At 70.9% G+C, this 24,489-nt stretch carries 25 protein-coding genes; 9 read left to right on the plus strand and 16 right to left on the minus strand.

Annotated features, from left to right (window positions below; genetic code table 11):
- Positions 1-88: 88 nt before the first annotated feature.
- Complete coding sequence (locus AB0C27_RS23980) at positions 89-1,300, minus strand: ROK family transcriptional regulator (RefSeq protein ID WP_357847590.1); 1,212 nt, start codon at positions 1,298-1,300, stop codon at positions 89-91.
- Positions 1,301-1,472: 172 nt separating this feature from the next.
- On the opposite strand from AB0C27_RS23980, the gene AB0C27_RS23985 reads away from it, so the two are divergent.
- From AB0C27_RS23985 to AB0C27_RS23995, 3 genes are all read left to right on the plus strand, one after another.
- Positions 1,473-3,113, plus strand: a complete 1,641-nt coding sequence (locus AB0C27_RS23985; RefSeq protein WP_357847592.1) for an extracellular solute-binding protein — start codon at positions 1,473-1,475, stop codon at positions 3,111-3,113.
- Between the two features lie 134 nt (positions 3,114-3,247).
- Entirely contained in the window at positions 3,248-4,225 is a 978-nt protein-coding gene (locus tag AB0C27_RS23990; RefSeq protein WP_357847594.1) for an ABC transporter permease subunit, read from the plus strand.
- Entirely contained in the window at positions 4,222-5,145 is a 924-nt protein-coding gene (locus tag AB0C27_RS23995) for a carbohydrate ABC transporter permease (protein ID WP_357847596.1), read from the plus strand. Before AB0C27_RS23990 ends, AB0C27_RS23995 begins: the two co-directional genes overlap by 4 nt.
- A 21-nt stretch (positions 5,146-5,166) precedes the next feature.
- Here the strand turns inward: AB0C27_RS23995 and AB0C27_RS24000 are convergent, their stop codons facing one another.
- Positions 5,167-5,346, minus strand: coding sequence for a hypothetical protein (locus AB0C27_RS24000; RefSeq protein WP_346112505.1), 180 nt, complete (start codon positions 5,344-5,346; stop codon positions 5,167-5,169).
- Positions 5,347-5,448: 102 nt separating this feature from the next.
- Between AB0C27_RS24000 and AB0C27_RS24005 the strand changes: the two genes are divergently transcribed.
- Entirely contained in the window at positions 5,449-5,907 is a 459-nt protein-coding gene (locus AB0C27_RS24005) for a MarR family transcriptional regulator (protein WP_357847598.1), read from the plus strand.
- A 61-nt stretch (positions 5,908-5,968) separates the two neighbouring features.
- Here AB0C27_RS24005 and AB0C27_RS24010 read toward each other — a convergent pair whose 3' ends face one another.
- The 3 genes from AB0C27_RS24010 to AB0C27_RS24020 all read right to left on the minus strand — a co-directional run bounded on the left by AB0C27_RS24010 (position 5,969) and on the right by AB0C27_RS24020 (position 7,845).
- Complete coding sequence (locus AB0C27_RS24010) at positions 5,969-6,199, minus strand: hypothetical protein (RefSeq protein ID WP_357847600.1); 231 nt, start codon at positions 6,197-6,199, stop codon at positions 5,969-5,971.
- A 135-nt stretch (positions 6,200-6,334) separates the two neighbouring features.
- Positions 6,335-7,216, minus strand: a complete 882-nt coding sequence (locus AB0C27_RS24015) for a hypothetical protein (protein WP_357847602.1) — start codon at positions 7,214-7,216, stop codon at positions 6,335-6,337.
- Positions 7,217-7,302: 86 nt separating this feature from the next.
- Entirely contained in the window at positions 7,303-7,845 is a 543-nt protein-coding gene (locus tag AB0C27_RS24020) for a hypothetical protein (RefSeq protein WP_357847604.1), read from the minus strand.
- Positions 7,846-8,016: 171 nt separating this feature from the next.
- Between AB0C27_RS24020 and AB0C27_RS24025 the strand changes: the two genes are divergently transcribed.
- Positions 8,017-8,178 (plus strand): hypothetical protein, encoded by a 162-nt coding sequence (locus AB0C27_RS24025; RefSeq protein WP_346112500.1) that lies wholly within the window; start codon positions 8,017-8,019, stop codon positions 8,176-8,178.
- Here AB0C27_RS24025 and AB0C27_RS24030 read toward each other — a convergent pair.
- The 4 genes from AB0C27_RS24030 to AB0C27_RS24045 are packed head-to-tail and all read right to left on the minus strand — an operon-like array spanning position 8,161 to position 11,708.
- Positions 8,161-8,793: a VOC family protein gene (locus tag AB0C27_RS24030; RefSeq protein ID WP_357847606.1), complete on the minus strand. Its 633-nt coding sequence runs from the start codon at positions 8,791-8,793 to the stop codon at positions 8,161-8,163. The genes AB0C27_RS24025 and AB0C27_RS24030 overlap by 18 nt on opposite strands.
- Positions 8,780-9,580 (minus strand): alpha/beta hydrolase, encoded by an 801-nt coding sequence (locus AB0C27_RS24035; RefSeq protein WP_357847608.1) that lies wholly within the window; start codon positions 9,578-9,580, stop codon positions 8,780-8,782. The genes AB0C27_RS24030 and AB0C27_RS24035 overlap by 14 nt, the downstream gene beginning before the upstream one ends.
- On the minus strand, positions 9,577-10,506 hold the full coding sequence (locus AB0C27_RS24040) for a Rieske 2Fe-2S domain-containing protein (protein WP_357847610.1): 930 nt from the start codon (positions 10,504-10,506) through the stop codon (positions 9,577-9,579). The genes AB0C27_RS24035 and AB0C27_RS24040 overlap by 4 nt, the downstream gene beginning before the upstream one ends.
- Positions 10,503-11,708, minus strand: a complete 1,206-nt coding sequence (locus tag AB0C27_RS24045; protein ID WP_357847612.1) for an FAD-dependent oxidoreductase — start codon at positions 11,706-11,708, stop codon at positions 10,503-10,505. Before AB0C27_RS24045 ends, AB0C27_RS24040 begins: the two co-directional genes overlap by 4 nt.
- A 51-nt stretch (positions 11,709-11,759) precedes the next feature.
- On the opposite strand from AB0C27_RS24045, the gene AB0C27_RS24050 reads away from it, so the two are divergent.
- A complete protein-coding gene (locus AB0C27_RS24050; RefSeq protein WP_357847613.1) occupies positions 11,760-13,019 on the plus strand; it encodes a cytochrome P450 in 1,260 nt (419 codons plus the stop codon).
- Here the strand turns inward: AB0C27_RS24050 and AB0C27_RS24055 are convergent.
- From AB0C27_RS24055 to AB0C27_RS24065, 3 genes are read right to left on the minus strand one after another with little or no spacing between them, the layout of a single operon-like run.
- Positions 13,012-13,866: an ABC transporter permease gene (locus tag AB0C27_RS24055; RefSeq protein WP_357847615.1), complete on the minus strand. Its 855-nt coding sequence runs from the start codon at positions 13,864-13,866 to the stop codon at positions 13,012-13,014. The two genes, AB0C27_RS24050 and AB0C27_RS24055, sit on opposite strands and share 8 nt — an antisense overlap.
- Positions 13,863-14,804 carry an ABC transporter ATP-binding protein gene (locus tag AB0C27_RS24060; RefSeq protein ID WP_357847617.1) on the minus strand — a complete coding sequence of 314 codons (942 nt, stop codon included), beginning with the start codon at positions 14,802-14,804 and terminating at the stop codon, positions 13,863-13,865. The genes AB0C27_RS24055 and AB0C27_RS24060 overlap by 4 nt, the downstream gene beginning before the upstream one ends.
- Before the next feature lie 48 nt (positions 14,805-14,852).
- Positions 14,853-15,227 carry a hypothetical protein gene (locus AB0C27_RS24065; RefSeq protein ID WP_346109588.1) on the minus strand — a complete coding sequence of 125 codons (375 nt, stop codon included), beginning with the start codon at positions 15,225-15,227 and terminating at the stop codon, positions 14,853-14,855.
- Positions 15,228-15,533: 306 nt separating this feature from the next.
- Between AB0C27_RS24065 and AB0C27_RS24070 the strand changes: the two genes are divergently transcribed.
- From AB0C27_RS24070 to AB0C27_RS24080, 3 genes are read left to right on the plus strand one after another with little or no spacing between them, the layout of a single operon-like run.
- On the plus strand, positions 15,534-16,874 hold the full coding sequence (locus tag AB0C27_RS24070; RefSeq protein WP_357847619.1) for a cytochrome P450: 1,341 nt from the start codon (positions 15,534-15,536) through the stop codon (positions 16,872-16,874).
- Positions 16,871-17,749 (plus strand): methyltransferase domain-containing protein, encoded by an 879-nt coding sequence (locus AB0C27_RS24075; protein ID WP_357847621.1) that lies wholly within the window; start codon positions 16,871-16,873, stop codon positions 17,747-17,749. Before AB0C27_RS24070 ends, AB0C27_RS24075 begins: the two co-directional genes overlap by 4 nt.
- A complete protein-coding gene (locus AB0C27_RS24080; RefSeq protein WP_106236399.1) occupies positions 17,746-17,931 on the plus strand; it encodes a hypothetical protein in 186 nt (61 codons plus the stop codon). Before AB0C27_RS24075 ends, AB0C27_RS24080 begins: the two co-directional genes overlap by 4 nt.
- A gap of 65 nt (positions 17,932-17,996) precedes the next feature.
- On the opposite strand, the gene AB0C27_RS24085 is transcribed toward AB0C27_RS24080, so the two are convergent.
- The 4 genes from AB0C27_RS24085 to AB0C27_RS24100 form a co-directional block, all read right to left on the minus strand.
- On the minus strand, positions 17,997-18,341 hold the full coding sequence (locus AB0C27_RS24085; RefSeq protein WP_346109591.1) for a YciI family protein: 345 nt from the start codon (positions 18,339-18,341) through the stop codon (positions 17,997-17,999).
- Positions 18,342-18,470: 129 nt separating this feature from the next.
- Positions 18,471-21,413, minus strand: a complete 2,943-nt coding sequence (locus AB0C27_RS24090; RefSeq protein WP_357847623.1) for an NHLP bacteriocin export ABC transporter permease/ATPase subunit — start codon at positions 21,411-21,413, stop codon at positions 18,471-18,473.
- Complete coding sequence (locus AB0C27_RS24095; protein WP_357847625.1) at positions 21,410-23,665, minus strand: NHLP family bacteriocin export ABC transporter peptidase/permease/ATPase subunit; 2,256 nt, start codon at positions 23,663-23,665, stop codon at positions 21,410-21,412. The genes AB0C27_RS24090 and AB0C27_RS24095 overlap by 4 nt, the downstream gene beginning before the upstream one ends.
- Positions 23,666-23,675: 10 nt before the next feature.
- The gene (locus AB0C27_RS24100; protein WP_357847627.1) at positions 23,676-24,488 is read right to left on the minus strand and encodes an HlyD family efflux transporter periplasmic adaptor subunit; all 813 of its coding nucleotides are present in this window, start codon (positions 24,486-24,488) and stop codon (positions 23,676-23,678) included.
- Position 24,489 lies beyond the last annotated feature (1 nt).

Genomic DNA, 24,489 nt, shown 5'->3' on the forward strand with positions numbered 1-24,489 from the left:
GTGTCGAAGCGCTTCGACGACCGGCCTGGGGAAGTTACGCGGGCATTTCGGTGGGTTGACTGAAGGGTGCACGCCCCCGTGACCAAGGTCAAGGGATTCGCGACAATCCTCCGGGCAATCTTCCCGAATCGACGGAGTCGAGCACCCTAGCCGCGCCCCCGAGCGCCGCCGCGTCGTGCCCCAGCGTCGAGGCCACGACCTGGCATCCGCCGGCCTCCTCGGCGACGACCCGGCCGGCCAGCTCGTCGTGCACGGCGGGCAGCAGCCACGGCGCCAGCGGCACGTAGTAGCCGCCGAGGATCACCACCTCGGGGTTGAGCAGGTTGGCCAGCAGGGACACGCCCTTGCCCAGGTCGCGGCCCACGGAGCCGAGCGAGGCCAGGGTGCCGGCGTCGCCCGTGCGGGCCAGGCGCACGACCTCCTCGATCTCGACCTGGGTCTCGGCCGGCGACACGTCCTTGCGCAGCACGGCGGCGATCCCGGCCATGGCCTCCAGGCAGCCGCGCCGGCCACAGTGGCAGCGGGGGCCGTCGGGGTCGAGCTGGACGTGGCCGATCTCGCCGCTGAAGCCGCGCCCGCCCTTGCGCAGCCGCCCGTCGAGGATGACGCCCGCGCCGACGCCGATCTCGCCGGTGAGGTAGACCAGGTCGGAGGCGCCGGCATGGGCGCCGAAGCGCTGCTCGGCCAGGGCCGCGAAGTTGGCGTCGTTGTCGACCTGGATGGGGAAGCCGGGGTCGCGCAGCGCCTTGGCCAGGTCGCCGCCGAGGTCGGCGTCGCGCCAGCCGAGATTGGGCGCGATGCGTACGGTGCCCTGCACGTCGACCAGCCCGGGAACGGCCACGGCCAGGCCGAGCACCTGGCGCTCCTCCTTGGCCATGCGCCCGACCACGCGCCTGATGACCGCCCCGACGGCCGCCACGCCCTGGTTGACCGAGTCGCCGGCCGAGAACGAGCGCCGCCAGGTCAGCAGCCGCTCGCCGGCCAGGTCGACGGCCACGGCCGACACGGTGTCGACGTTGATCTCGACGCCGATGGCCGCGTAGGGCGAGCCGTCGAGGACGAGCATCGTGGCCGGCCGGCCCACGCGGTTCTCCGTCAGCCCGGTCTCGCGCACGAGCCGGCGATCGATGAGGTCCGCGACCAGGCTGGACACCGTCGCCTTGTTCAGCCCCGTGGAGGCCGCGATGTCGGCGCGCGAGCAGGGCGCGTGCTCGCGGACGAAACGCAGCACGACCGCGAGGTTGGTGGCCCGTACGTCGGCGAAGTCGGCCGGCTGAGGCCCGGTCGTAGAAGTGATCAATATCAGCCCCGTTCCCGCCAGGAGGTGACCCCAGCATGCCGCATCGCCGGCTCCCTTCACCAACCTGTGACCATCGCGCTCACTTGTGGGTGCGGTTCCAGTCTACTAATTTGTTTGGTCGGAATACCAACTAATTTAGAGCGGCCATCCCGACAGGGACAGGGGACGAGCCATGCAGAACTCAACAACCCGCCGGGGCTTTCTCGGCCTGGTCGGCGCGAGCGTCCTCGTGGCGGGCTGCGCCGAGAAGAAGCAAGTGTCGAAGGGCACCGCCGTGGCGGCCGACAAGCTCAAGAGCCTGGTGCCCACCAGGACGCCGTTCGAGATCCCCGGGCTCAAGCCGGACCTGCCGGGCAGCGAGTTCGTCCAGCCCGGCTTCCTGTCGCGCCCCGCCCAGATGGTGCAGGCCGTCACCACCAAGCCGCTCACCAGCGGCAAGGAGGTGACCGCGATGACGCCGCTGTGGGGCACGGTGCCGCCGGGCCTGGGCGACAACTCCTACTACGACACCGTCAACGAGCGGCTCGGCGGCACCGTCCGCTTCAACATCTCCGACGGCAACACCTACGGGCAGAAGCTCAGCACCGTCCTGGCCAGCGGCGACGTGCCGGAGATGGTGATGATCCCCGAGTGGGAGCTGATCAAGATCGGCCACTTCACCGAGGCCGCCAACAAGCTCTTCGCCGACCTGTCCCCCTACCTGGCCGGGGACAAGGCCAAGGAGTTCCCGCTGCTGGCCAACTACGACACCGCCGCCTGGCAGTACGGCGTCTTCGGCGGCGTGCTCCAGGGCATCCCGTGGCAGAACGACCCGTTCCCCTTCGCCACGTTCGTCCGCGACGACATCATGCGCGAGCTCGGCCTGGAGCACCCCAAGAGCGCGGACGACCTGGTCACGCTGGGAAAGGAGATCACCGACGCCAAGAAGAAGCGGTGGGCGTACGGCGGCGGCATGGACAACGAGCTCCAGCGGGCCTTCGGCGCGCCGCGCGAGTGGCGCAAGAAGAGCGACGGCACCCTCGAGTACAAGTACGAGACCGCCGAGTGGGCCGCCAGCATCGAGTTCCTGACCAAGCTCTTCGAGGCCGGCTACATCCATCCGGACGTCGTCGCCAACAAGGACGCCGACAACAAGGCCATCTTCGGCAACGGCGAGATGGTCATCTACCGCGACGGCCTCGGCTCCTGGCACGAGAACATGGGCCGCTTCGGCGCGGACAACCCCGACTTCAAGCAGATGATTGTGGACCCGTACCCGGCGCACGCGGGCGGCAAGCCGATCATGTGGCGCAACGAGCCCGCCAGCATGTTCGTCTTCATCAAGAAGGGACTCGGCGACGCCCGCACCCGCGAACTGCTCGCCCTGTCGAACTGGGCGTCGGGCCCGTTCGGCACCCAGGAGTACGAGCTGGTCACCAACGGCGTCGAGGGCAAGCACTACACGGTCGAGGACGGCAAGGTGAAGCAGACCGCGCTCGGGCGCAAGGAGGTCGCCCCCACGTACCTGTTCCTGGCGGGCCGCCCCAACGCCAACGCGATGAGCCAGTACGAGGGCCTGGTCCAGGGCCTGTGGGACTGGTCGACCAAGGCGGCGGCGATCCTGGAGAACGACCCGTTCGTGGGCATCCGGGTGGAACGTCCGTCCAAGATGGCCGGGCTGACGGTCCCGACCGAGGACAAGATGCAGGAGATCTTCCGCGGCAAGCGGCCCGTCTCCGAGTGGCCGAAGATCGTCAAGGAGTGGCAGGACGGCGGCGGGAACGAGGCGCGCGAGTTCTACATGAAGGTCGCCCGCGACAACGGGCGGCTGTGAGCCCTCGTGACGCACACGACGACGCCGCAGAACGTCTCGCACATCACGACGCCACAGGACGTCTCGCACATCACGACGCCACAGGACGTCTCGCACATCACGACGCCACAGGACGTCTCCAGGACAGCACCGCCATGGGCACGGTGACGACCCGGCGGCCCGCCCGAAGCGGCACGCGCCCCGCTCCCCCGCCGCCCCGGCCCTCGTGGCGGGTCAAGCTGCGCAGGGACTGGCCGCTGCTGGTGATGAACCTGCCGATGCTGCTCGTGGTGCTCGCCTTCTGGTGGGTCCCCGCGCTCGGCAACGTGATCGCCTTCCAGGACTACAACCCGTACACCGGCGGCATCCTCGGCAGCCCGGTCATCGGCTTCACGAACTTCGCGCTGCTCTTCGAGGATCCGCAGTTCCTGCGCGCGATCACCAACACCCTGTCGATCACCGCATTCCAGCTCGTCTTCTACTTCCCCCTGCCGATCATGCTGGCGCTGCTGCTCAACAGCCTCGCCTCGGCGAAGCTGCGGGCGTTCGTGCAGGGCGTGGTCTACCTGCCGTTCTTCTTCTCCTGGGTGCTGGTCGTGGCCATCTTCCAGCAGATGTTCGGCGGCGCGGGCCTGCTGGCGCAGATCCTGCGGGAGAACGGCCGCGAGGCCGTGGACTGGATGACCAACTCCGACACGTTCATCCTGCTGATCACCTCCCAGACCATCTGGAAGGACGCCGGCTGGGGCGCGATCATCTTCCTGGCCGCACTCAGCACCATCGACCCCAACCTGTACGAGGCCGCCGCCGTGGACGGGGCCCGCCGCTGGCGCCGCATGTGGCACATCACGCTGCCCGGCTTGCGCCCGGTGATCGTGCTGCTGCTGATCCTGCGGCTGGGCGACGCGCTGAACGTCGGCTTCGAGCAGTTCATGCTCCAGCGCAGCGCCGTGGGCAGCGAGGCGTCCGAGGTGTTCGACACGTTCGTGTACTGGTCGGGGATCCGGACCGGCGACCTCGGGTACGGGGCCGCGGCCGGGCTGTTCAAGGGCCTGGTGGGGCTACTGCTCATCGTGGCGGCCAACCGGGTGGCGCACGCGTTCGGCGAGCGAGGAGTGTATTCGAAGTCATGACCGCACTGACGAGCAGGCCCCGCACCCGCAGACCGGCCGGGCTCGCGCCCTGGGAGGAGCGGCCGTCGCCGGTCGGCCAGGTGGGCAAGGGCACGCTGCTGACCATCATCGTCGTGGCCGTGCTGGGCCCGCTCTACACGATCGTCCTGACGAGCCTGAGCTCCACCGCCACGGTGACCAGGGCGGGCGGGCTCGTGCTGGTGCCCGACGGGATCACGTTCGAGGCGTACCGGCAGATCTTCTCCGACACGGTGGTCAGCCGTGCGGTCATGGTCAGCACCGTCGTGACCGTCGTGGGGACGCTGGTCAGTGCCGGGGTGAGCGTCCTGGGGGCGTACTCGCTGTCGCGCCCCGGCTCGTTCCTGCACCGACCGCTGCTGTTCAGCGTGCTGCTGATGTTCGTCTTCATCCCCGGCATCATCCCCGTGTACCTGATGGTGAGCGGGCTGGGGCTGAAGGACAGCTACTGGTCGCTGATCCTGCCGACGGCCGTGTCGGCGTTCAACGTGGTGGTGCTGCGCTCGTTCTTCATGGGCATCCCCGGGGAGATCCTGGACAGCGCGCGCATCGACGGCGCCGGGGAGTTCCGCATCCTGTTCCGGATCGTGCTGCCCATGTCGAAGGCGGTGACGGCCGTGGTGGCGATGTTCTACGCGGTCGGGTACTGGAATGCCTGGTTCAACGCGATGCTCTACATGGACGACACCAGGAAGTGGCCGCTCGCCCTGATCCTGCGGCAGTACGTGGTCGACTCCAACCCGCTGCCCGCGGCCACGGCCGGCGTGACGGGCGACGCCCCGCCAACCCTGGCGATCAAGATGGCCATCGTGGTGATCGCGGTCATCCCGGCCCTGATCATCTATCCGTTCGTGCAGCGCCACTTCACCAAGGGCGTGATCGTGGGCGCCGTCAAGGGCTGAACTCCGCGCCGGGCACGCGGCTCAGGAGTAGAAGTGCATCACCAGTGCCAGGCCGCCGAAGTGGACGATCGCCACGATCACCAGCAACGACACGAACACGAACTTGGCCGGGCCGTGCTCGAAGTGCTTGCCCTCCTTCAGCGGAGGCAGCTTGGCCTGGCGCTCGGCGATGCGCTCCTCGATCGACTTGCGGTGAAACACCGGTGACGTCCCTTCCGGACCGAAGGTTTGCGTCCATACTATTTGTGGACTATTAGTTAGTACGCAAAGTAATTTACCAGATGCTCCCGGAGGTGTCGTCGCATGGAGCCTGTGACGGAGACTACAGATCTCCTCGCGCTGGACCGGCAGGTGTGCTTCGCCCTCAGCATCGCCTCGCGCAGCGTGATCGCGCTCTACCGGCCGCTCCTGCAGCCCATGGGCTTGACCCACCCGCAGTACCTGGCCATGCTCGCGCTCTGGCAGCACGAGCCGCTCTCGGTCAAGGAGCTCGGCGAGCTGCTCCAGCTCGACCCCGGCACCATGTCCCCGCTGCTCAAGCGCCTCCAGGCGCTCGGCTACGTCAACCGCGAGCGCAACAGCCACGACGAGCGCTCCCTCGTCGTGACCCTCACTCCGGCCGGCCGCGAGCTGCGGACTCGGGCCGAGCAGATCCCGCCGGCGGTCGTGGCCCGCCTCGGCATGGACCTCGACGAACTCCAGGATTTGCACACCGCACTGACCCGCCTGATCAAGGCGGCCCACACCCCCGACGACCAGTGAAGCGACGGTGTAACGCACAGGGCCGGCACGGCGAGAACCATGCCAGCCCTGCGACTGCGGGTCAGTCGAACAGCTCGTCGACACTGGTGGCGACGATCGACCTGTCGATCCAGGTATTCACAGTTTCCAGGTCCCTGCAGGCGAGGATCCGACACCGCGCTTCGGACGAGACCTGAATATTCCGTGTGTCCAGGATCATGAGGACAGCCTTGAGCTCACCCCTCACCTGGCCATATTCGACACACTCGCGGACGAAGGGGTGGACCATGGCGTCTTCGATGGTCACATTCATGCTGATCTCCTTGCCGAACTGAGCGAGGTTGAACTTGGGCCACAGTTCCTCACCGTGACCCTCACCTCGGCCGACGACAGCGTGGCGCACAGGGCCGGCACGGCGAGAACCATGCCGGTCCTGTGGCTGCGGGGGTCAGTCGAACAGTTCGTCGACGCTGGTGACGACGAGCGCCCTATTGATCCAGGTCTTCAGAGCTTCCTGGTCCGTGCAGGCGAGGATCCGACGCCGCGCTTCGAACGGGGCCTGGATGTTCCGCCCGTCCAGGATCATGAGGACAGCCTTGGCCTCACCCTTCGCTTCGCCCTTCGCCTCGCCATATTCGACACACTCGCGGATGAGCGGGTGGACCATGGCGTCTTCGACGGTCACTTCCATGCCGATCTCCTTGCCGAACTGAGCGAGGTTGAACTTGGGTAGCAGCGCGAATACGAGTTGAGCATAACTCGGCTGACCCTTCGGCCGCAGAGCCGCGGCCTCGACGAAGGTCCGGAGGACCTCGATGCCCTCCGGGGTCTCGGGGTCGCCGTACATGATGGTGGACAGAGCGGTGAGCTCAGCATCATCGCAGGCCTGTTTGATGTCGGTGACTCTAGGGATATCGCGGGGCCCCGCGACGATCGGCCGCAGCACCCAGTCCGGATGCCCCATGTCGATCGGCTCGGCGCAGTCCTTCGCGGTCTTCTCGTCCTGACAGAAGACCAGAAGCACCACCGGGCACTCCTCGATCGCCCGTAGGGTGCTCAGATAGACGGGCCAGGACCAGGTTTTCCTTCTGTCGTACTGTCGTTGGACCTCCAGCACCACCGCTCGCACCGGGTTGCCCTCTCGATCCAGGAGGACAACGGAGTCCGCCCGGTATTCGGTGGGCCGGCAGTTGGTGAAGTCGCAGGTGCCCAGCCGGGCCCGGTCGAAGGCCGGCACCGCGACGCCCACTTCGGCCAGCAGGGTTGTGACCAGGGACGGGCGGTTACGGACGAGTTCGATGAGGTACTCATGTTCTAATGTCGGCGACATGCCGAACAGATTACCGATTGAGACTGACCGATTACTCAGAGTCGAATCTTTCTCCGCTTTGGTAGGCAGATGGCCCCTTTGCGGAGTCAGTAGAGGCGGCGCAGGTCCATCTGGAAGTTCTGGCGCCAGCTCTGCCCGCCGTCGACCGAGGTCTCGCCGATCTCGTGCCAGGCCGTGTCGGTGAAGGTCAGCGTGTAGCGGGTGGTGAAGGAGGGCGTCCGCAGGCTCCACTCGAACCGGTGGTCGCCGACGACCGGCTCGACGGTGGTGACGAAGCCGCGGGAGAACGCCTCCCAGCGATACTGCCCCGTGACGTCGTTGTAGTTGATCACGGCGAGCGCGCTGTCCACGATCGTCCCCGGGTCGGCCTTGTCGCGCCCTTGCCCCTCGACCGAGATGACCAGGTCACCCGCCTGGTAGCGGATCCACTCCGTCTGCAGGAACTCCTGGCGGGCGCCGGAGGGCAGGATCGTCCAGCCGGTCCCGGCCCAGGCGCCGACCATGAAGAAAAGCCTGCGCATGGCTTCGGCCTGGGTCAGGGGCTCTCTGGCGGGTGCGGCGGCCGCCGCGGGGGTCACGGCGATCAGCAGCAGGAGGCAGGCCAGCGGGATCAGCAGGCGTGACTTCATCAGAACGGTCTCCATTCGAACGCGTAGCGGCGAGCGGCGATGCGTAGGGCCAGTGATTCGATGCGTAATTCGTGGCGATCCGATGCGTAATTACGGCCGTCCCGCTGGACCGGCGGCGAACGGCGAGCCGATGCTGGATCCGAGGTCCGTTCTCTCATCCAAGGAGCGCTCATGGGCTTGAACCTCCGGCTGGTCGTCCCCCTGGTCTACGCGGCCGCGGTCATCGTGGCCTTCCTGATCGGGCAAACAGTGGGCTCGGTGGTCGCCATCGTCGGAGCCCTCCTCGTGGCCGCGTTCTTCGTCATCACCGCACGTTCACGTCAGCGCCAGTAGCGCGCCCCAGGGGTCGCGCACGATCGTCGCGTGGTCTCGGCCCGAGACGATCGTGGCGCCCGATTCGACCGCCCGCGCGCTCGTCGCCGCGCGGCCGGCGGTGGCGAAGAACGTCAGCCAGCACGGGCTCATCCCCTCCGGCGGCGCCATGACCTCGACCCCGTGCAGACCGGGATAGAAGCCGGCGTCGTGCGTCCACAGCTCGTGGCCGCACCAGGTGCCCGGCTCGTCCACCAGGACGATCCCGGCCGGCCTGCGCCCCTCCCACAGGCCGAAGGGCGCCCCGCAGGCGTCGAGCGCGAACAGCAGCCGCCCGTCGTGGCCGGCCGGAACCGGGCCGAGCAGCACGCTCCCGCCTCTCTCCTTCACCTGTACGGCCGCCGCCTGCGCGTCCGGCGTCGCCAGGTACGTGTTCCACGAGGCGGGCAGCCCGGCGGGCACCCGTCCGAAGCCGCCCACGACCCGGCCGCCGAGCTCGATGAAGGAGTAGCCGCCCGCGTCGCGGAACGTCCAGCCGAACAGCTCCCCGTAGAAGGCCCGCGCGCCCTCGGGGTCCAGCGCCCCGTAGTCCACCCAGCACGGCGTGCCCGGCCGGTAGTGCTCATGAATCGGCATGCTGCACCTCCCGCGCCGCCGTCCGCAGATGAGCGTCGATGACGGGCGCCACGGCGGCGGGACGCTCGATCATGCACAGGTGCCCGGCGTCGGGCACGGTGATCACGCCGCAGCCGGGGACGGACCCGCGCAGCAGCTCCGCGCTCGCCCGGAAGCCCGGCATGTCCTGCTCGCCCAGCACGACCAGGGTGCGCGCCCTGATGCCGCGCAGATCGTCCACCGTGTGGACGTGCCTGCTCAGGCCGTACATGGCGCCGTCACGCAGCTCGCGCCACGAGTGCCTGGCCACGATCGCGCGCAGCCTGGCGCGCAGCTCGGGATGGCGCTCGGTGCCGCGGAAGATGTCCGGCGGGGCCGCCATCCACACGTCGGCCAGCCGTTCGCCGTCCACGCCCATCCTGGCCAGCCCGGCCAGCGTGCGGTAGCGCCCCGCGGTGCCCGGCTCGGCGGGCGCGCCGGCGATGGTCGGCGAGCCGACGACCAGCCCGCGCACGTCGCCGGGGTGGTCGATGACCAGTTGCAGGGCGATCATGGAACCGATCGACTCGGCCACCACCAGCGTGGCCCCTTCGGCGCGGGCCAGCCCGGCCAGCTCCGCCGCCAACGCCGGCAGCGACGTGCCCGGCCGCAGCGGCCGCGACCGGCCGTGGCCCGGCAGGTCCACGCCGACGTGCCGCCAGCCGGGCAGCAGCCCCCACAGCGGCTCCCAGACCGAGGAGTCCATCGTGTAGCCGTGGATCCACAACACCGAGGGGCCGTCGCCGCGCGTACGCACATGCAGGCTCACGACGTCACCCCCACCGGGGCGAAACCGGAGCAGAAGCGGCGGAAGGCGATCACGGACGTGTCGGCCGCGTCGTAGCGCTGCGGGGCGTGCACGTCCAGGTGGTCCCAGACCACGCGGTCCTGGTCGAAGGCGTAGCGGGCCCCGTGCACGAGCGCGGGCAGCGACTCCTGCTGGTCCGGCCGCACGCCGATGACCACCCGCCCCACGCTGCCCGTCCCGTCCGGCACCGCCCCCGTGATGATCGTGTACGGCGCCGCGGCCGTGCCCAGCTCGGTCAGCACGAGGTGCGGGCTGTAAGCGCGGGCCACGAACCGGGAGGCGAAGTTCAGCCGCCGCTCCTTCTCCCACGGCGGCGCCTTCGTCCTGAACTCTCCCTCGATGACCAGCTCGTCGTGCTCCCCCATGCTGACCCGCATGCCCCGCACCGCAGGCACCAGGTGGACGGTGCTGAAGTGCTCGGCGTCGAAGGCGTTCTCGACCACGTACTCGGCCGGGACCGCGACCCGCTGGTTCACCGCCGCGACGAACGTCAGCTCCCCGGCCGCCTGCTTGATCGCCTGCTCGAAGCCCCGGTCGTCGCCCGGATCGCCGGACAGCCGGGCGAACACCGCCGCCCCGGCGTGCAACGTCCGCACCTCGGCCACCGACCAGCGGCGGGCCCGGTCGCCGAGCGCGATCCGCTTGCCGTGGAAGGGGCAGATCACGCACTGCCCGTCCAGTTTGCCGCCGTAGCCGAGATGGGCGCCCCGGTGCGGGCAGGTGGCCTCGAACACGCGGACGCCGTCGTCGTCGCGCACCGCGATCAGGTCCTTGCCGCCCAGCCGCAGCGGGGTGAGGCCGGGGGCGAGTTCGTCGTCGAGCGCGAGCAGGAACCAGCCGCCGTGCAAGTCGCCCGGCGGAGGGCCGGTCGTGGTCTGTCCGATCACCTCAGTGCTCCGATCACCTCAGTGGCCGCGCGTTCCCCGCTGGCCATCGCCATGTGCGCCATGGGCGGCCCGGCCAGGCCGGTCGTGGCCTCGCCGGCGAAGAAGACCGTCCCGCCCATCGGCTCGGCCCAGGCCGCGGGCGCCCACAGCGCCCCCGCCCCCGGGTACGTGTACGCCCCACCGGCCCACGGGTCCGCCCCCCAGTCAGCCACCTTCACCACCACCGGCACCCGCCCCTTGGTCCAGGGCACCGCCTCAGCCAGCCGAGACAGCAAGGGTCCGTCCCTCCAGACGGCCCTGGCTCGGGCGGCCGCCCCGGCCTTCGCCATGATCACTACCTCGGGGCGGCCGGCCGTGGCGGTGACGAAGCCCAGCCGTCCTTCCGGGTCGAAGACCACGACGGACTCGGGCGCGGGCTCCGGGTAGGTGACCAGGGCGCACCAGGCGTCGCCGGGGCGCAGCTCCTGGGCCGCCGCCTGCTTGCGTACCGGCAGATCGTCGATCGCGAGCCGCCCGTCGGCGACGATCGGCGGCGACACCGTGACCACGGCCGCGACCGCGACCACGACGTGGCCGGCGGCGGTGACCGCGCGGACCCGTCCTGGCGACCAGGTCAGGCGCACGACCGGGTCGCCCAGCCGCACCCGCAGGCCGTCCGCCAGCCGCTCGGGCAGCGTGCGGAAGCCGCCGGGCAGGGCGAACTGGCCTTGTCCCACGGCGTCGGCGCGGCGGGCCGCGGCCACGCCGAGCGCGCTCAGCGCCTCGGGGTCGGCGGCCCAGTTCTGCCTGAACCACTCGGCGGCCGGCTCCAGCGCGGCAGGAAAACGTGCCGTCTGCTCCTTCAGCCACTGCGCCACCGACACGTCCCCGCTCGTGCCTGCCACCAGTCGCTCTTCCAGCAGCGGCGGGGGTGGGCGGAGTGCGGACAGCGGGTGGGGGGCGCCGTTCATGAGCACTCTGGCGGTGTAGCGGGGCAGCGGCACCAGGGCGGGCAGGCCCGGCCGCGCGCCGATCGGGTTGCGGTCGCCGTGCACGACCTGCGCGCCGAGCTCCAGTCCCGAGTCCTCGTCTGTGTGGATCCGGCCGCCGATCCGCGTCCTGGCCTCCAGCACCTCCACCGCCAGGCCCGCGCCCGCCAGTTTCGCGGCGGCGGCCAGGCCGCTCACGCCCGCGCCGATCACGACCACGTCGAGCTCTGCCACCGGCCGCTCCTCTGTAGTAGGTTGTCGTCGGCTTGATCACGAGGAGACGCGATGACCGCATCCCGTACGCTGCCCGCCCACCTGGCCCACCCGTTCTCTCCTCGCGGGCGGCTGGATCCGTATCCCGCGTACCGGTGGCTGCGTGAGCACGATCCGGTCCACTTCGACGTCACCTCGCGCATGTGGCTGCTGACCACGCACGCCGACTGCGCGCTCGCGCTGCGCGACCCGCGCTTCTCCGCGGCGCTGGGGCAGCGGGAGCGGGTCAGGGACGACGAGCTGCCGCCGTCGATGCTCACCACCGATCCCCCTGAGCACCAGCGGTTACGCTCGCCGGGGGCGCTGCTGATGGGGCCGGCCGCGATCCGCGGGATCTCCGGCGGCATCGCCGCCGAGATCGAGCGGGTGCTGGACGGCCTGGCCGGACGCGAGCGGATCGAGGCCACGGCCGACATCGGCGAGCCGCTGGCCACCGGCGTGCTGGCCGAGCTGTTCGGGCTGCCGCCCGCCGACCGGGCCGCCTTCGCCGTGCTGGCTGCGCGGGTCTCGGTCAACCTCGACCCGCTGGCCGGGCCGCAGGCCGCGGCGGCGGGGCGGGCCGCGATGGGCGAGCTGACCCGCTTCCTCGGCGACCGCGCCGACGCGGCGGCCGAGGCTGTACGGGCCACGGCGGCTTCGGCTTCCACCGCGGCTGCGACGGGCTCCACCGGCTCGGCGGGTTCTGCGGCAGCCGCCGACACCGCGGGTGGGTCGCCGTTCGGGAGGCTGGCCGCCGATGATCGGCTGACCAGGGCGGAGATGCTCGGGATCGCCTCGCTCACCGTCGTCGGCGGGTGGAAGCCGCTGGCCGAGATGGTGGGCAACGCGCTGCACCGGCTGCTGCCCAGGAAGGACGCCGCCGAGCAGGTACGCGAGAGCCACGAGGCGGCCGTGTCGGCCGTGGACGAGCTGCTGCGCCTGGAGTCGCCGATCCCGTTCACGGCCAGGGTGACCACCGAGGAGGTACGGCTGGACGGCGGCGTGATCCCGGCGGGGGCCAGGGTGCTGGCCCTGGTCGGAGCGGCCAACCGCGACCCGGCGGTGTTCGCGGAGCCCGACGAGCTGGTGGTGTCGCGCTCGCCCAACCCGCACCTCGCCTTCGGCGCGGGCACCCATCTCTGTCTCGGCGCCCCGCTGGTCAGGCAGGCCGGCGCGCTGTTGCTCGGCGGCCTGCTGACCAGGTATCCGGAGCTGCGTCCCGTCGGCGACCCGCCCGTGTGGGCGCCGAGCATGGTGCCCAGGCGGCTGACCGGCTTCACCCTCACTACCTGACGTTCGCGCCGCGCCAGCGGAAGGTCAGCAGGCTCAGCAGCAGCGCCGCCGCGCACCACGAGCCGAGCACGACCGCGGTCCTGCCCAGCTCCCACGCGTGCGCGGGCTCCACCACGGCGAAGTCCGCGGGCAGGAAGACGGAGCGCAGCCCCTGCGTCATCCACTTCAGCGGGAAGAACGCCGCGATCGTCTGCATCCAGGCGGGCAGCTCGCTGTAGGGGAAGAACACCCCCGAGATGAACTGCAGCACCAGGAACGGCAGCGTCACGATCGCCGCCGCCGACCTGGCGTTGGGGATGACCGAGCTGAACGCGACCGCCAGCAGCGAGCAGGCCGCCGCGCCGAGCAGCAGCACCCACAGGAACGTGATCCAGTGGCCGGGGTCCGACGGCATCGGCAGGTGGAACAGGACCACCCCGACGACCAGCAGGATCGCGGCCTCCAGGATGCCGGTCACGGTCACCCGGACGATCTTGCCGGCGAAGTACGCGGTCTTCGGCATCGGCGAGGAGGCCAGGCGGCGGATCATGCCGTTGTCCCGCTCGATCGCGATGTTGATGGCCAGGCCGTTGAAGCTGACGCTCATGATGCCGCAGGCGATGATCCCGGCCACGAACATCTGCTTGAAGTCGGTGTGGGTGCCGGGGACCGTGCCGGAGAAGATCGAGCCGAGCACCAGCAGCAGCACGATCGGCAGCAGCAGCGTGAAGAACAGCGACTGCCGGTTGCGGAAGAACGACTTCAGCTCGACCGACGAGCGCGCCACCGACGCCCGCCACAGCCCCGAGCCCCCGCCGTACGCGACCGCGCGGCTCTGTCCCGCGACCACGGCGTCCGAGCTGGTCATGACGGTTCCCCCTGGTTCTCGCGGATCAGCTTGAGATAGACGTCCTCCAGCGTGGGCCGGTGGACCCGCAGGTCCCGCAGCTCCTCGACGCCTTCGCGGGCTGCCCACGGCAGCAGCGCGGCCAGCGCCCGCGTGGGCCGGTGGGTGTGCAGCGTGATGATCTCGTCCGTCCGCGCGCCCACGGTCGTGTCCTGCGGCAGTTCGGGCAGGCCGGCGGCGCTCAGGCTGCCGGTCGGGGTGAAGCTGACCGTGGCGGGCACGTCGCGCCGCCCGCCGAGCTCGCTGACGGCGCCGGTCTCCACGATCTCGCCCGCGACGATGACGGCGGCCCGCTGCGCCAGCGCCTCCACCTCGTCGAGGTAGTGGGTGGTCAGCACGGTCGTCTTGCCCTGGTCGGCGAAGTAACGCACCAGGTCCCATGCCTCCGCCCGCGCCTCCGGGTCGAGCCCGGTGGTGGGCTCGTCCAGGAAGATCAGGTCGGGATCGCCGACCACGCCCACGGCCACGTCGAGGCGGCGCAGCTGGCCGCCCGACAGCGTCTGGGTCTGCTTGCGTTCCTGCCTGCCCAGCCCCACCATGCCGATCACCTGGTCGACGGGCAGCGGAGCCGGGTAGAAGGAGGCGAAGTGCTCGACCACCTCGCGTACCGTCAGGTCCGTGTACGCGCCGGTGGTCTGCGGCACGATGCCGAGCCTGGCGCGCCACCGGGGCGCGTCCTCGGCCGGGTCACGGCCGAGGACCTGGACCTCGCCACCAGTACGCCTGCGCACGCCCTCGAGGATCTCGACCGTCGTCGTCTTGCCGGCGCCGTTGGGGCCGAGTAAGGCGAACACCTCTCCTGGCCGGACGTCCAGGTCCACGCCTCGCAGGGTGTGGCTGGAGCCGTACTGCTTGCGCAGCCCCCGTACGCGGATCGGGTTCGCCTGATCGTCGGACATGATCTCCTCTTCCTCTCGGGCGTGCGAAGACCTCTGTGGCGGCTCAGGTCAGGTGCAGCAGCAGCACGGGCAGCAGCAGCAGTTGATGTCGACGCCGGCCGCGATCGAGTCGAGGTCGCCCTCGCTCAGCTCGGCCATGTCGATCTGCGGCGTCTCGGGGATGTGGAATTCGTACGTCCCCGTCTCCAGCCCGCGCTCCCACAGGGAGACCTGGACGTCGAGGTTGGAGTCGTGGGCGTTGTCCGGGACGTTGCGCACGACGTTGATCTCGGCGCCCGCGGGAACCTCGAGGCCGGATTCCGCCAGCGCCTCGCGCGGGTTGCTGTCGAGCTTGGCCGAGAACTCCTCGCTCGACCACGCGGTGATCAGTACTCGCGTGTAGGCGTTGACGAATTCGGTCCGCTCTCTGGGATTCAGGGCCATTGCGTCCTCCTGGAGCTTTTCCCCTTCGGCGCCGGTGCGCCGTCTCGAAACGGAGTCTTGCACGGCGAATTCCGGGTGCCCAGACTTAATTTCCGGAGCCATTGATTAAGTATTGAGAGACGTCTGCGTGAAAGGTACTCTGCAAATGCGCGGGCCGGAACCGTACGAAATACATATACGTATTCAACGGCCGGAAATGCGTATCGGAACATTCAATTGCGTAAGCCATTGGGAGTGCTCATGTCCGGGACGTACGTATCCCCCCGGGTGCCGCCTGGACCGGCGGGGACCCAGAGCCTGCGGGCCATGCGAGACGCGCCGCTGGAGTTCGTCACCGCGATGGCGGCCCACGGGGACGTCACCCGCCACGATGCCGACGGGGAGCCGGTCTACATGCTCAACCGGCCGGATCTGGCGCGGTACGTACTCAAGGAGAACGGGGCGAACTACACCAAGGACCGCACGCCGGACGACGACATGCTGCGCCCGCTGCTCGGCAACGGCCTGCTGACCAGCAACGGCGCCGAGTGGGCGGCGCAGCGGCGCAGGTGCGCGCCGGCCTTCAGGCCCGCCGAGGTCAACCGGTTCGACCAGGTCATCGTGGCGGCGGCGGAGCAACTGGCGGCGCAGTGGCGGGGCTCCGGGCCGGTACGGGTGGACCACGACCTGACCGCGCTCACCCTGACCGTGATCGTGAAGGCCATGCTCGGCACCGACATCGGCGGCGCGGGCGAGGGGTTCGGCCGGGCGGTGGACGCGGTCAACCGGTTCATCGGGCACTACGTACCCAGCGACGACCCGGACCCGGCCGACACGGCCGCGCGGTACGTCGGCTTCCAGCGGGCGCGGGCCTTCCTCGACCAGGTGACCCGAGTGATCATCGCGGCGCGCCGCGCGGGCGGACCCGGCGACGACCTGCTCAGCGCCCTGCTCACCGACGGACACCCCCACCCCGGCACCGGACCCGCGGCGGGGCCTGACACCGAGCCCACCGCAGCCGCCGGGCCCACCGCAGCAGCAGGGCCCGGCGGCCCGGCCGACGTCGAGTTGCGGGATCAGGTGCTGACCATCGTCATGGCCGGGCACGAGACCACCGCCAAGTCCCTGACCTGGACGCTCTACCTGCTCGACCGCCACCCCGAGGCGGCCGCCGCCGTCCGGGCGGAGATCGACGAGGTGCTGGGCGGCAGGGCGCCGGTCGCCGCCGACCTGCCCGCGCTACGCAGATGCAGGCAGGCCGTGCAGGAGGCGATGCGGCTCTACCCGCCGGTCTGGCTCATCTCGCGGCGCAGCGTGGCGGCCGACGTGATCGACGGCTACGACATCCCGGCCGGCTCGCTGGTCTGCGTCAGCCCGTGGGTGCTGCACCGCGACCCGCGTTATTGGGACGACCCCGCCGTCTACCGCCCCGAGCGCTTCGACCCCGAACATGCGGCCCGGCACCTCAGCCACCAGTACCTGCCCTTCGGCGGCGGCCCGCGCATCTGCCTGGGGCGGCACTTCGCCCTGGTCGAGGCCACGCTGGTGCTCGCCGTCATCCTGCGTGACCTGCGCATGGAGCTGGTGCCGGGATTCCCCGTCGAGCCGGAGGCCCTGGTCACGCTGCGGCCCAGGCACGGCCTGATGATGGTTCCGAGGCCCCGGTGAGCGCGCCGGCCGCGGCGGGCTCGTACGACGTCGCCAACACCACCTGGGGTGGCGTGGACGGCGAGCTGGCCCGCCTCGAAGCGCAGGCGGCGCTCTCGTTCGACGAGGAGCTGCGCATCATGAGTGACCTCGGGCTGACCCGTGCGGGCCCGCTGCTGGAGCTGGGCGCGGGCTCGGGCGCGATCACCCGCAGGCTGCGCGCGGCCGAGCCCGGCCTGCCCGTCATCGCGCTGGACGTGGACGCGGGGCTGCTCCGCCACGCGGGCGGCTGCGGCGCGCCGCTCGTGGCCGCCGACGGTGCCCGGCTGCCCCTGCGTACGGCAAGCGTGGGCGGCGTACTGCTGCGCTACGTACTGCAGCACCTCGCCGACCCCGTCCCGATGCTGACCGAGGCACTACGGGTGCTGCGGCCCGGCGGCACCCTCGTCGCCGTCGAGGTGGACAGCATGCTGTGGGGCCTGGCCGATCCGATGTATCCCGAGCTGGCCTCCGTGCACGCCACGATGGCCCAGGCGCAGCGCGGCGCGGGAGGCGACCGTCAGATCGGCAGGAAGCTCACCAGGCTGCTGCGCGGGAGCGGCTTCACCGACGTGGTGCTGCGCCCCTTCGCCGCGACGAACGACACCCACCCCACGGCCGCCTTCGCCCCGCACCTGGGCCCCGAGCGGCTGGTGCCGCTGGTGGCCTCGGGCGCGCTGTCGATGGCCGAGCTGGCCCTGGCCGCCGACCGCTGGCGGCGTTTCCTGGCCGACCCGGACGCCTGGGTCATGCTCCTCGGCTTCGCCGCAGCCGGGACCGCGCCGCCAGGCCCGGCCCCCTCAGTACCGGAGACAGTTCCGGAGAAACCCGCAAGGTTCTGGAGGAATGCGCAATGAGTCCGTTCTGGAAGATCTTCGTGGCGATCTTCTGCTACATCAGCGGGATCGTCGGACTCGGCCTGGCGGTGGTCAACGCCAGCCAGCAGCCGCCCGCGACGTCCCTGGCCATCGTGTACGGCGTGGCCGGCCTGCTCTTCCTGGCCGTGGGCATCGTGCTCAGCCGCCGCCCCAGCTACTGACGACAGTTACTGACGACGGGCCGTCCGGAGCGCTCAGAGGGCTCCGGACGGCCCCGGAACGGTCGTCAGGCGGTGGGGTCGCAGGGGCGTACTTCGACGATGTCGCCGGGCGCGTACGGCATCTTGCGCGCCCACGCCTCGGCCTCCTCCGCGGACTTGACCTCGATGATCCAGATGCCGCCGATCTGCTCGCGCCCCACCGCGTAGGGCCCGGCCACGGCCGGCCCGTCGGGCCTGACCAGCTTGCCCTCGCGGGACCTGGTCAGCCCCGCGCCATATTTGACCTTGACACCCGCCGTCACCATCGCCCTGCCGAACTGGCGGTGCGCCTCGGCCATGCGTGTGCGTTCGCTCTCGCTGAAGGCGTCCCAGAGCATCTCGTCGCCGTGGATCAGCAGCACGAAGTCCATCAGTCGCCTACCTTCCTAGGAGATCTGCCCTCGGGATCGTCGAGGAGCGGGCAGAGCCCCGGTCGGCACTATCGTGACATCCTTCCACGTCGCAGCGCCTCAACTCGACCTCATCACCTGACCGGCCCGCTAGATCTGCCGCCGGGCCAGGCGGGCGAACAGGCCCTGCTCGTCGCCCAGCAGCTCGTCATAGGTGCCCTGCTGGACGACGCGCCCGCCGTCGAGCACGAGGATCTTGTCGGCGTCCCTGATGGTGGACAGCCGGTGGGCGATGACGACGCGGGTGGCGTTGAGCCTGCGGGTGCTCTCGGCGATGACGTTCTGCGCGGGATTGTCCAGAGCGCTGGTGGCCTCGTCGAAGAAGACGATGCGCGGGCGGGATACCAGTGCCCTGGCGATCATGATGCGCTGCCGCTGCCCGCCCGAGAGCGTGTGGGTGCCCTCGGACAGGACGGTGTGCATGCCCATCGGCATGGCGGTGATGTCGCCGTCGATGCCGGCCATCGCGGCGGCCTCCCAGGCGTCGTCGATCGTGTGGCTGGTGCTGCCGACGATGTTCTGCCTGATGTCGCCGGCGAGCAGGGCGCCGTTCTGCAGCACCACCCCGCACTGGCGGCGCACCGCGCCGAGGTCGAGCTCGCCCAGGTCCTGGCCGTCGTACATGACGCTGCCCGAGTCGGGCTGCTCGAAGCCGAGCAGCAGGCGCAGGATCGTGGACTTGCCGCTGCCGGTCGGCCCGACGATCGCGACGAACTCACCGGGCTCGATCGACAGGTCGATCTCGCTCAGCGCCCTGGGCCCGTCCGCGCCGTAACGGAAGGAGACCTTGGACAGGGTGATGCGGCCCGACAGGTCGCCGGGGTCGGCCTTGCCCGCGTCGTCCTCGGGCTCGACCTCCAGGACGGGCGCCAGCTTCTCCAGCATCGGCACGATGCTCATGGCGGTGATGGCCGCGCCGGTGAACTGCAGCACGGACGCGATGAGCAGGCTGAAGGCGGTGAAGAAGGCCAGGAACGCGGCGATCGGCAGCTGCCCGCGCATGGGCCCGGCCGCCACGGCGAAAATCACGCACGAGCAGACGAGCGGGAAGCCCGCGTTGAACGTGGTCACCAGGTTCTGCAGCCGTCTGGCCTTGGCCGAGGTGGCCCTGGTCCGCGTGAAGTCGCGGGTCCACACGGCGAACGCCTGGTCCTCCGCGGCGGCCACGCGCAGCTTGGGCACGGCCGACAGGAGCTGGAAGACCCGGGACGACAGCCGCTGCTCCTGCTCGTACAGGCGGCGCTGCAGACGTACCTCGAAGAAGCCGGCGACCGCGCACACCAGCACGCCGGCCAGCACCAGCAGGGTCGCGAGCAGCGCGAGGCGGACGTCGTAGACGTAGACGAGGACGAGGTTGGCCAGGCCGCCGAACAGGCCGAGCGTGGCCGTGGTCATGACGCCGGAGAGCATCTCCTGGGCCGCGCTCACGCCGAGCACGGTGGTGCCCAGCTCGCCGGTGGAGTATCTGCCGAAGAACGTGACGGGCAGCGACAGCAGCCGGGTCCACGCCCCCGCCTGCACCCGGGCGGACGCGCGGCCCTCGATGCGCAGCGCGGCCACGTTCTGGACGATCGACAGCGCGCCCGCCACGAAGGCGCCGCCGATGACCAGCGCCGCGCCCTGCACGATGAGGTCGCGTTCGGCCCGCGCCACGAACGTGCCCAGCACCAGCCCGGTCATCGCGGGAACGAGCAGGCCGATGACGGCCACGATCGTGCCGAGGGAGGCGAGCACGAACAGGTCGTGGCCGTTGCGGGCCAGCCCGAAGCGCAGCAGCCCGGCCACGGTGCGCACCTCGCGCGGCAGTGGCTCGTAGAGCACCTCGGCCTTGTTGGCCAGCGTGGCCGCGACTGCTCTGGTCACGGGGGTGACCCGGCTCTGTCCCGGCTGGGCGAGCACGTACCGCGAGCCGATGGGCAGCAGCGCCACGGGGGTCTCGTCGTCGCGCAGGTAGCCCACCATGGGGCCGATGTCCCGTTTCCACCAGCCGTCGTCCAGCCGGACGGTCCTGGTCCGCACTCCCGAGGCCAGGGCGACGGCCTGGAGCGGATCGACCTCCCTGCTGCTGCCCGGCGGCGGCGCGGTGACGGTGAAGCCGGCGTGCGAGGCCACCAGCCTGGCCGCGGCCAGCGCCGGCGGATCGTTGCTGACGTCGGCCAGGCGCACCCTGGCCTCGGTGTCGCGCACGAGCGTGTCGAAGCTGCGCCTGGCCGCCACGGTGGTGGCCGACTCCTGCTCCTTCCTGCGCTCCAGCGAGCGCAGCTCGCGGGCCCGCTGCCGTTCGACCCGCCGGTCCACGGTGTAGAGGAAGCGGATGGCGTGCTCCACCCAGCGGCTCCAGAGCGTCTCGTCCGCCAGCAGCTGCCAGGTGGACCTGGAGCGCAGCCGGGCAGGGGTGGTGGCGACCACCCAGTCCCGCTCGGTCACCGACAGCTCCGCGCCCGCGGTGAGCACGCCGGCCACGCCGTCGGGCATCTCGACCGCGCCCTCCTCGACGCTGAGCCAGCGCACGCCGTCCACCGACCTGGCGGCCCGGTTCTGGCCGAGCACGGTGACCGCGTCCGAGGCCAGGGGGACGAACTCGCGCGGGGGCAGCCCGTCGCGCAGCGCGGTGGCCAGCGACACCATGCCCGCCTCCAGGCCGCGTACGAGCTGCTTGACGGCCAGCCCGTAATCGGCGGTGGACATCGTGGCCGAGCGCCCGGTGCCGGCCAGCTCGCGCAGCCTGGCCAGCGGGACGCGCGAGACGAGCGAGCCGGGCACGGGACGGCCCACAATGCCGTGCCGCGGGCCTCGGGGTGCGCCGGGCAGCAGCGTGCCCTCACGGATCCGGCACAGGTAGTTCCAGCGGCCCACCGGACGCCCGTTCTCCAGGCGCACGGCGAACAGGTCCACCTCGCCCCGCTCGACCAGCAGCACCTCACGCACGCCCGACATGACGAACAGGTTGTCCGCGGAGTAGTCCACCGGAGTGGCCGCGTCGGTGAAGAACGGCGAGAACGCGGAGTGCGCCGAGAGCGCCGGCGTCGTCACGTTCCTTCCCCGTTCCTGCGCGAGCTCCTGAGCAGCTCCGCGTAGTGCCCGTCCAGCGCCAGCAGCTCGGCGTGCCGGCCGCGCTCGACCACCTCGCCGCGGTCGAGGACGATGATCTCGTCGGCGTCGCGCACGGTGGACAGCCGGTGGGCGATGATGAGGCAGCCGCAGCCGCGTCTGCGCAGGTGGTCGGCGATGTTCCGCTCCGTCTCCGGGTCCAGCGCGCTGGTGGCCTCGTCCAGGATCAGCAGGGTCGGCCGGAGCGACAGGGCCCTGGCCAGCTCCAGGCGCTGCCGCTGGCCGCCGCTGAAGTTGCGCCCGCCCTCCAGCACGCCGCTGTTGAGGCCGCCCGGCCTGGTGGCGATCAGGTCGAACAGGGCGGCGTCGCGCAGCGCGGAGACGACGACCTCGTCCGGCACGTCGTCGCTCCACAGGGTCAGGTTGTCGCGCACGGTGCCCTCGAACAGGGTGATGTCCTGGTCCACGTACGCGACCGACGCGGCCACCACCTCCCTGGGCAGGTCCTCCCTGGGCAGGCCGTCGAGCAGCACCCGTCCGGAGGTCGGCACGTAGAGTCCGGCGGCCAGCTTGCCCGCGGTCGACTTGCCGCTGCCGGAGTTGCCGACGATCGCCACCCTGCGTCCTGGCACCAGCGTGAACGACAGGTCCTTGATCACGGGCGTGGCCAGCGCGTTGTAGCCGAACGTGACCCGGTCGAACTCCAGCCGGCCGTCCAGGCGGCCCTCGGCCCGCTCCCGTACGGGCTCGCGGCGCTCGAAGGTGGCGGCCACGGGGTACTTCTCGACGTCGTACAGGCGGCAGACGTCGGCGGAGATGTCCTGCAACTGCCCGCCCAGGTTCGTGAGCTGCGTGACGGGCCTGGACAGGGAGGTGAGCAGGGTCTGGAAGGCCACCAGCATGCCCACGCTGATCACGCCGTCCACCACCCGCAGGCCGCCGATCAGCAGGATGAGCCCGCTGTTGACGCCGGCCAGCAGCGGCGGCACGACGGTCAGCGTGGCCGTGGCCACGCCCAGCCGCTGCTTGGCGGTGACCGCCTTGGCCAGGAAGCCCGCCCAGCGCTGGAACGCGGCGGGCTCGGCGCCGGTGGCCTTGACGGTCTCGATGAGCTGCAGGGTGTTGAACGTGGTCGAGGTGAGGTTGCCCAAGTCGGCGCGGAGCGCGGCCACGGCGTCCGTACGGGCTCTGGACACCTGCCGCAGCACCAGGATGTTGACCAGCGCCATCCCCACCCCGACCAGGCCGAGCAGCAGGTCGTAGCGGATGAGGACGATGCCGTAGAACAGCACCAGCACCAGGTTGACCAGGGTGATGGCCAGGTCGCGGGAGAGGATCTCGGCGACGGTGTCGTTGGCCTGCACCCGCTTGGCCACCTCGGCGGGGCGGCGCTGGAGGTAGAACTCCACGGGCAGCCGCAGCAGGTGACGGAAGAAGCGGGCCGAGCTGACCAGCCCGAGCCTGATCTCCATGCGCAGCAGGTAGTGCCGCTGCACCGAGGTCAGCACGAACACCGCCAGCGCCGTGAACCCCACGCCGAACAGCAGCGGCAGCAGGTAGCCCGGGTCGCGCCCGGTCAGCACCCGGTCGATGAAGACCCGGCTGAACGCGGGCCCGATGATGCCGGGGACGACCAGCAGCAGGCTGGCCAGCAGCACCAGCGGCAGCGCCCGCCCCGACGGCATGCGGCGGGTCAGCAGCGCCTGGCCGACCCGGGTGGGCCGCCCGCCGGGCCGGAAGTCCGGTCCCGGCTCGAAGGTGAGCACCACGCCGGTGAAGCCGGAGTCGAAGTCGTCCCAGTCGATCATGCGCGGGCCGCCGGCCGGGTCGTTGACCGCCACGGCCTTCCTGCCGAACCTGGCGCGCACCCCTTCGAGGACCATGAAGTGCTGGAACGCCCAGAACACGATGGCGGGCCCTGTCAGCGAGCGCAGGTCCTCGGCCTCCATCTGGAAGCCTCTGGCGATCAGCCCGTAGCGGCGGGCGGCGGCGATCACGCTGGAGGCCTTGGCGCCGTCGCGGGAGACGCCGCAGGCCGAGCGGAGCTCCTCCAGGGGGACGAACTTGCCGTAGTAGCCGAGGATCATCGCCAGCGAGGCGGCCCCGCACTCCACCGCCTCCATCTGGATCACCGTGGGCGTGCGCCGCCGCCATCGCCACCGCCTGGCAGGTCGTGGCGGTGACGGTGGCGGGGCCGGCGGGCTCGCCTGCGCGGGAGCGCTCGTGGTCGTCACATCTCCCCCTTCAGCGCCCGAGCAGCAGGTCGAACAGGGTCTGACTGCCCAGGACGATCGCGCCGGCGACCGACACCTGCGACTGCAGGCGCGCCGGCGGCCCCTTCTGGGTGGACCAGGCGTAGCCGGACGGCGTGCCGGGGTCGCGTTCCAGATCGACGATGACGAGCCTGGCCGGGACGCCCTTGAGATAGCCGCGGGCCGCCTCCAGGCCGCCCACCAGGTCGGCCGCGTGCTCCAGCATGACCGGATAGGAGCTGACGGAGTGCACCCGGCCGCGCAGCAGCCCGAACGCGCCGGGCGGGGCCGAGGAGACCGACAGATCCACCGGCTTGCCCGGCACCACGCCCATCGCCCGGTCCACCGGCACGAACAACATCGCCACCAGCCGGTCGTCGGCGGTGTCCGTGCGCTCGATGAGCAGCAGTTCCTCGCCGGGCCCCACCACGTGCCCGTCCACCGCGGAGAAGGCGACCACCCGGCCGGTGAACGGGCTGTGCACCGGCCGATCTCTGCCGCTGTCCACGGTGATCACGGCCACCTGCTGGCCCCTGTGCACGGCCTGGTCGGGGCGGACCAGCATCGAACGGACGGTGCCGCCGTACGGGCTCTGCAGCCGGGCGGTGCCCGCGGGGTGGGTGAGCAGCCCCGCCGCGGACACCGTCACCGGCAGCCGACCCACGAAGAACCAGACGGACGCCGCCGCCACGATGATCAGCACCACGAACGTGGCGATCCACCCGCGCGGCGAGGCCAGCAGCGTCGGCGAGTCGAGTTCGTCGGGCTCGCGCATCCGCTGCAGCGCCTTGAACCGGAACTTCATC

The organism is Nonomuraea sp. NPDC048882 (assembly GCF_040649755.1).
Lineage (GTDB): Bacteria > Actinomycetota > Actinomycetes > Streptosporangiales > Streptosporangiaceae > Nonomuraea > Nonomuraea maheshkhaliensis.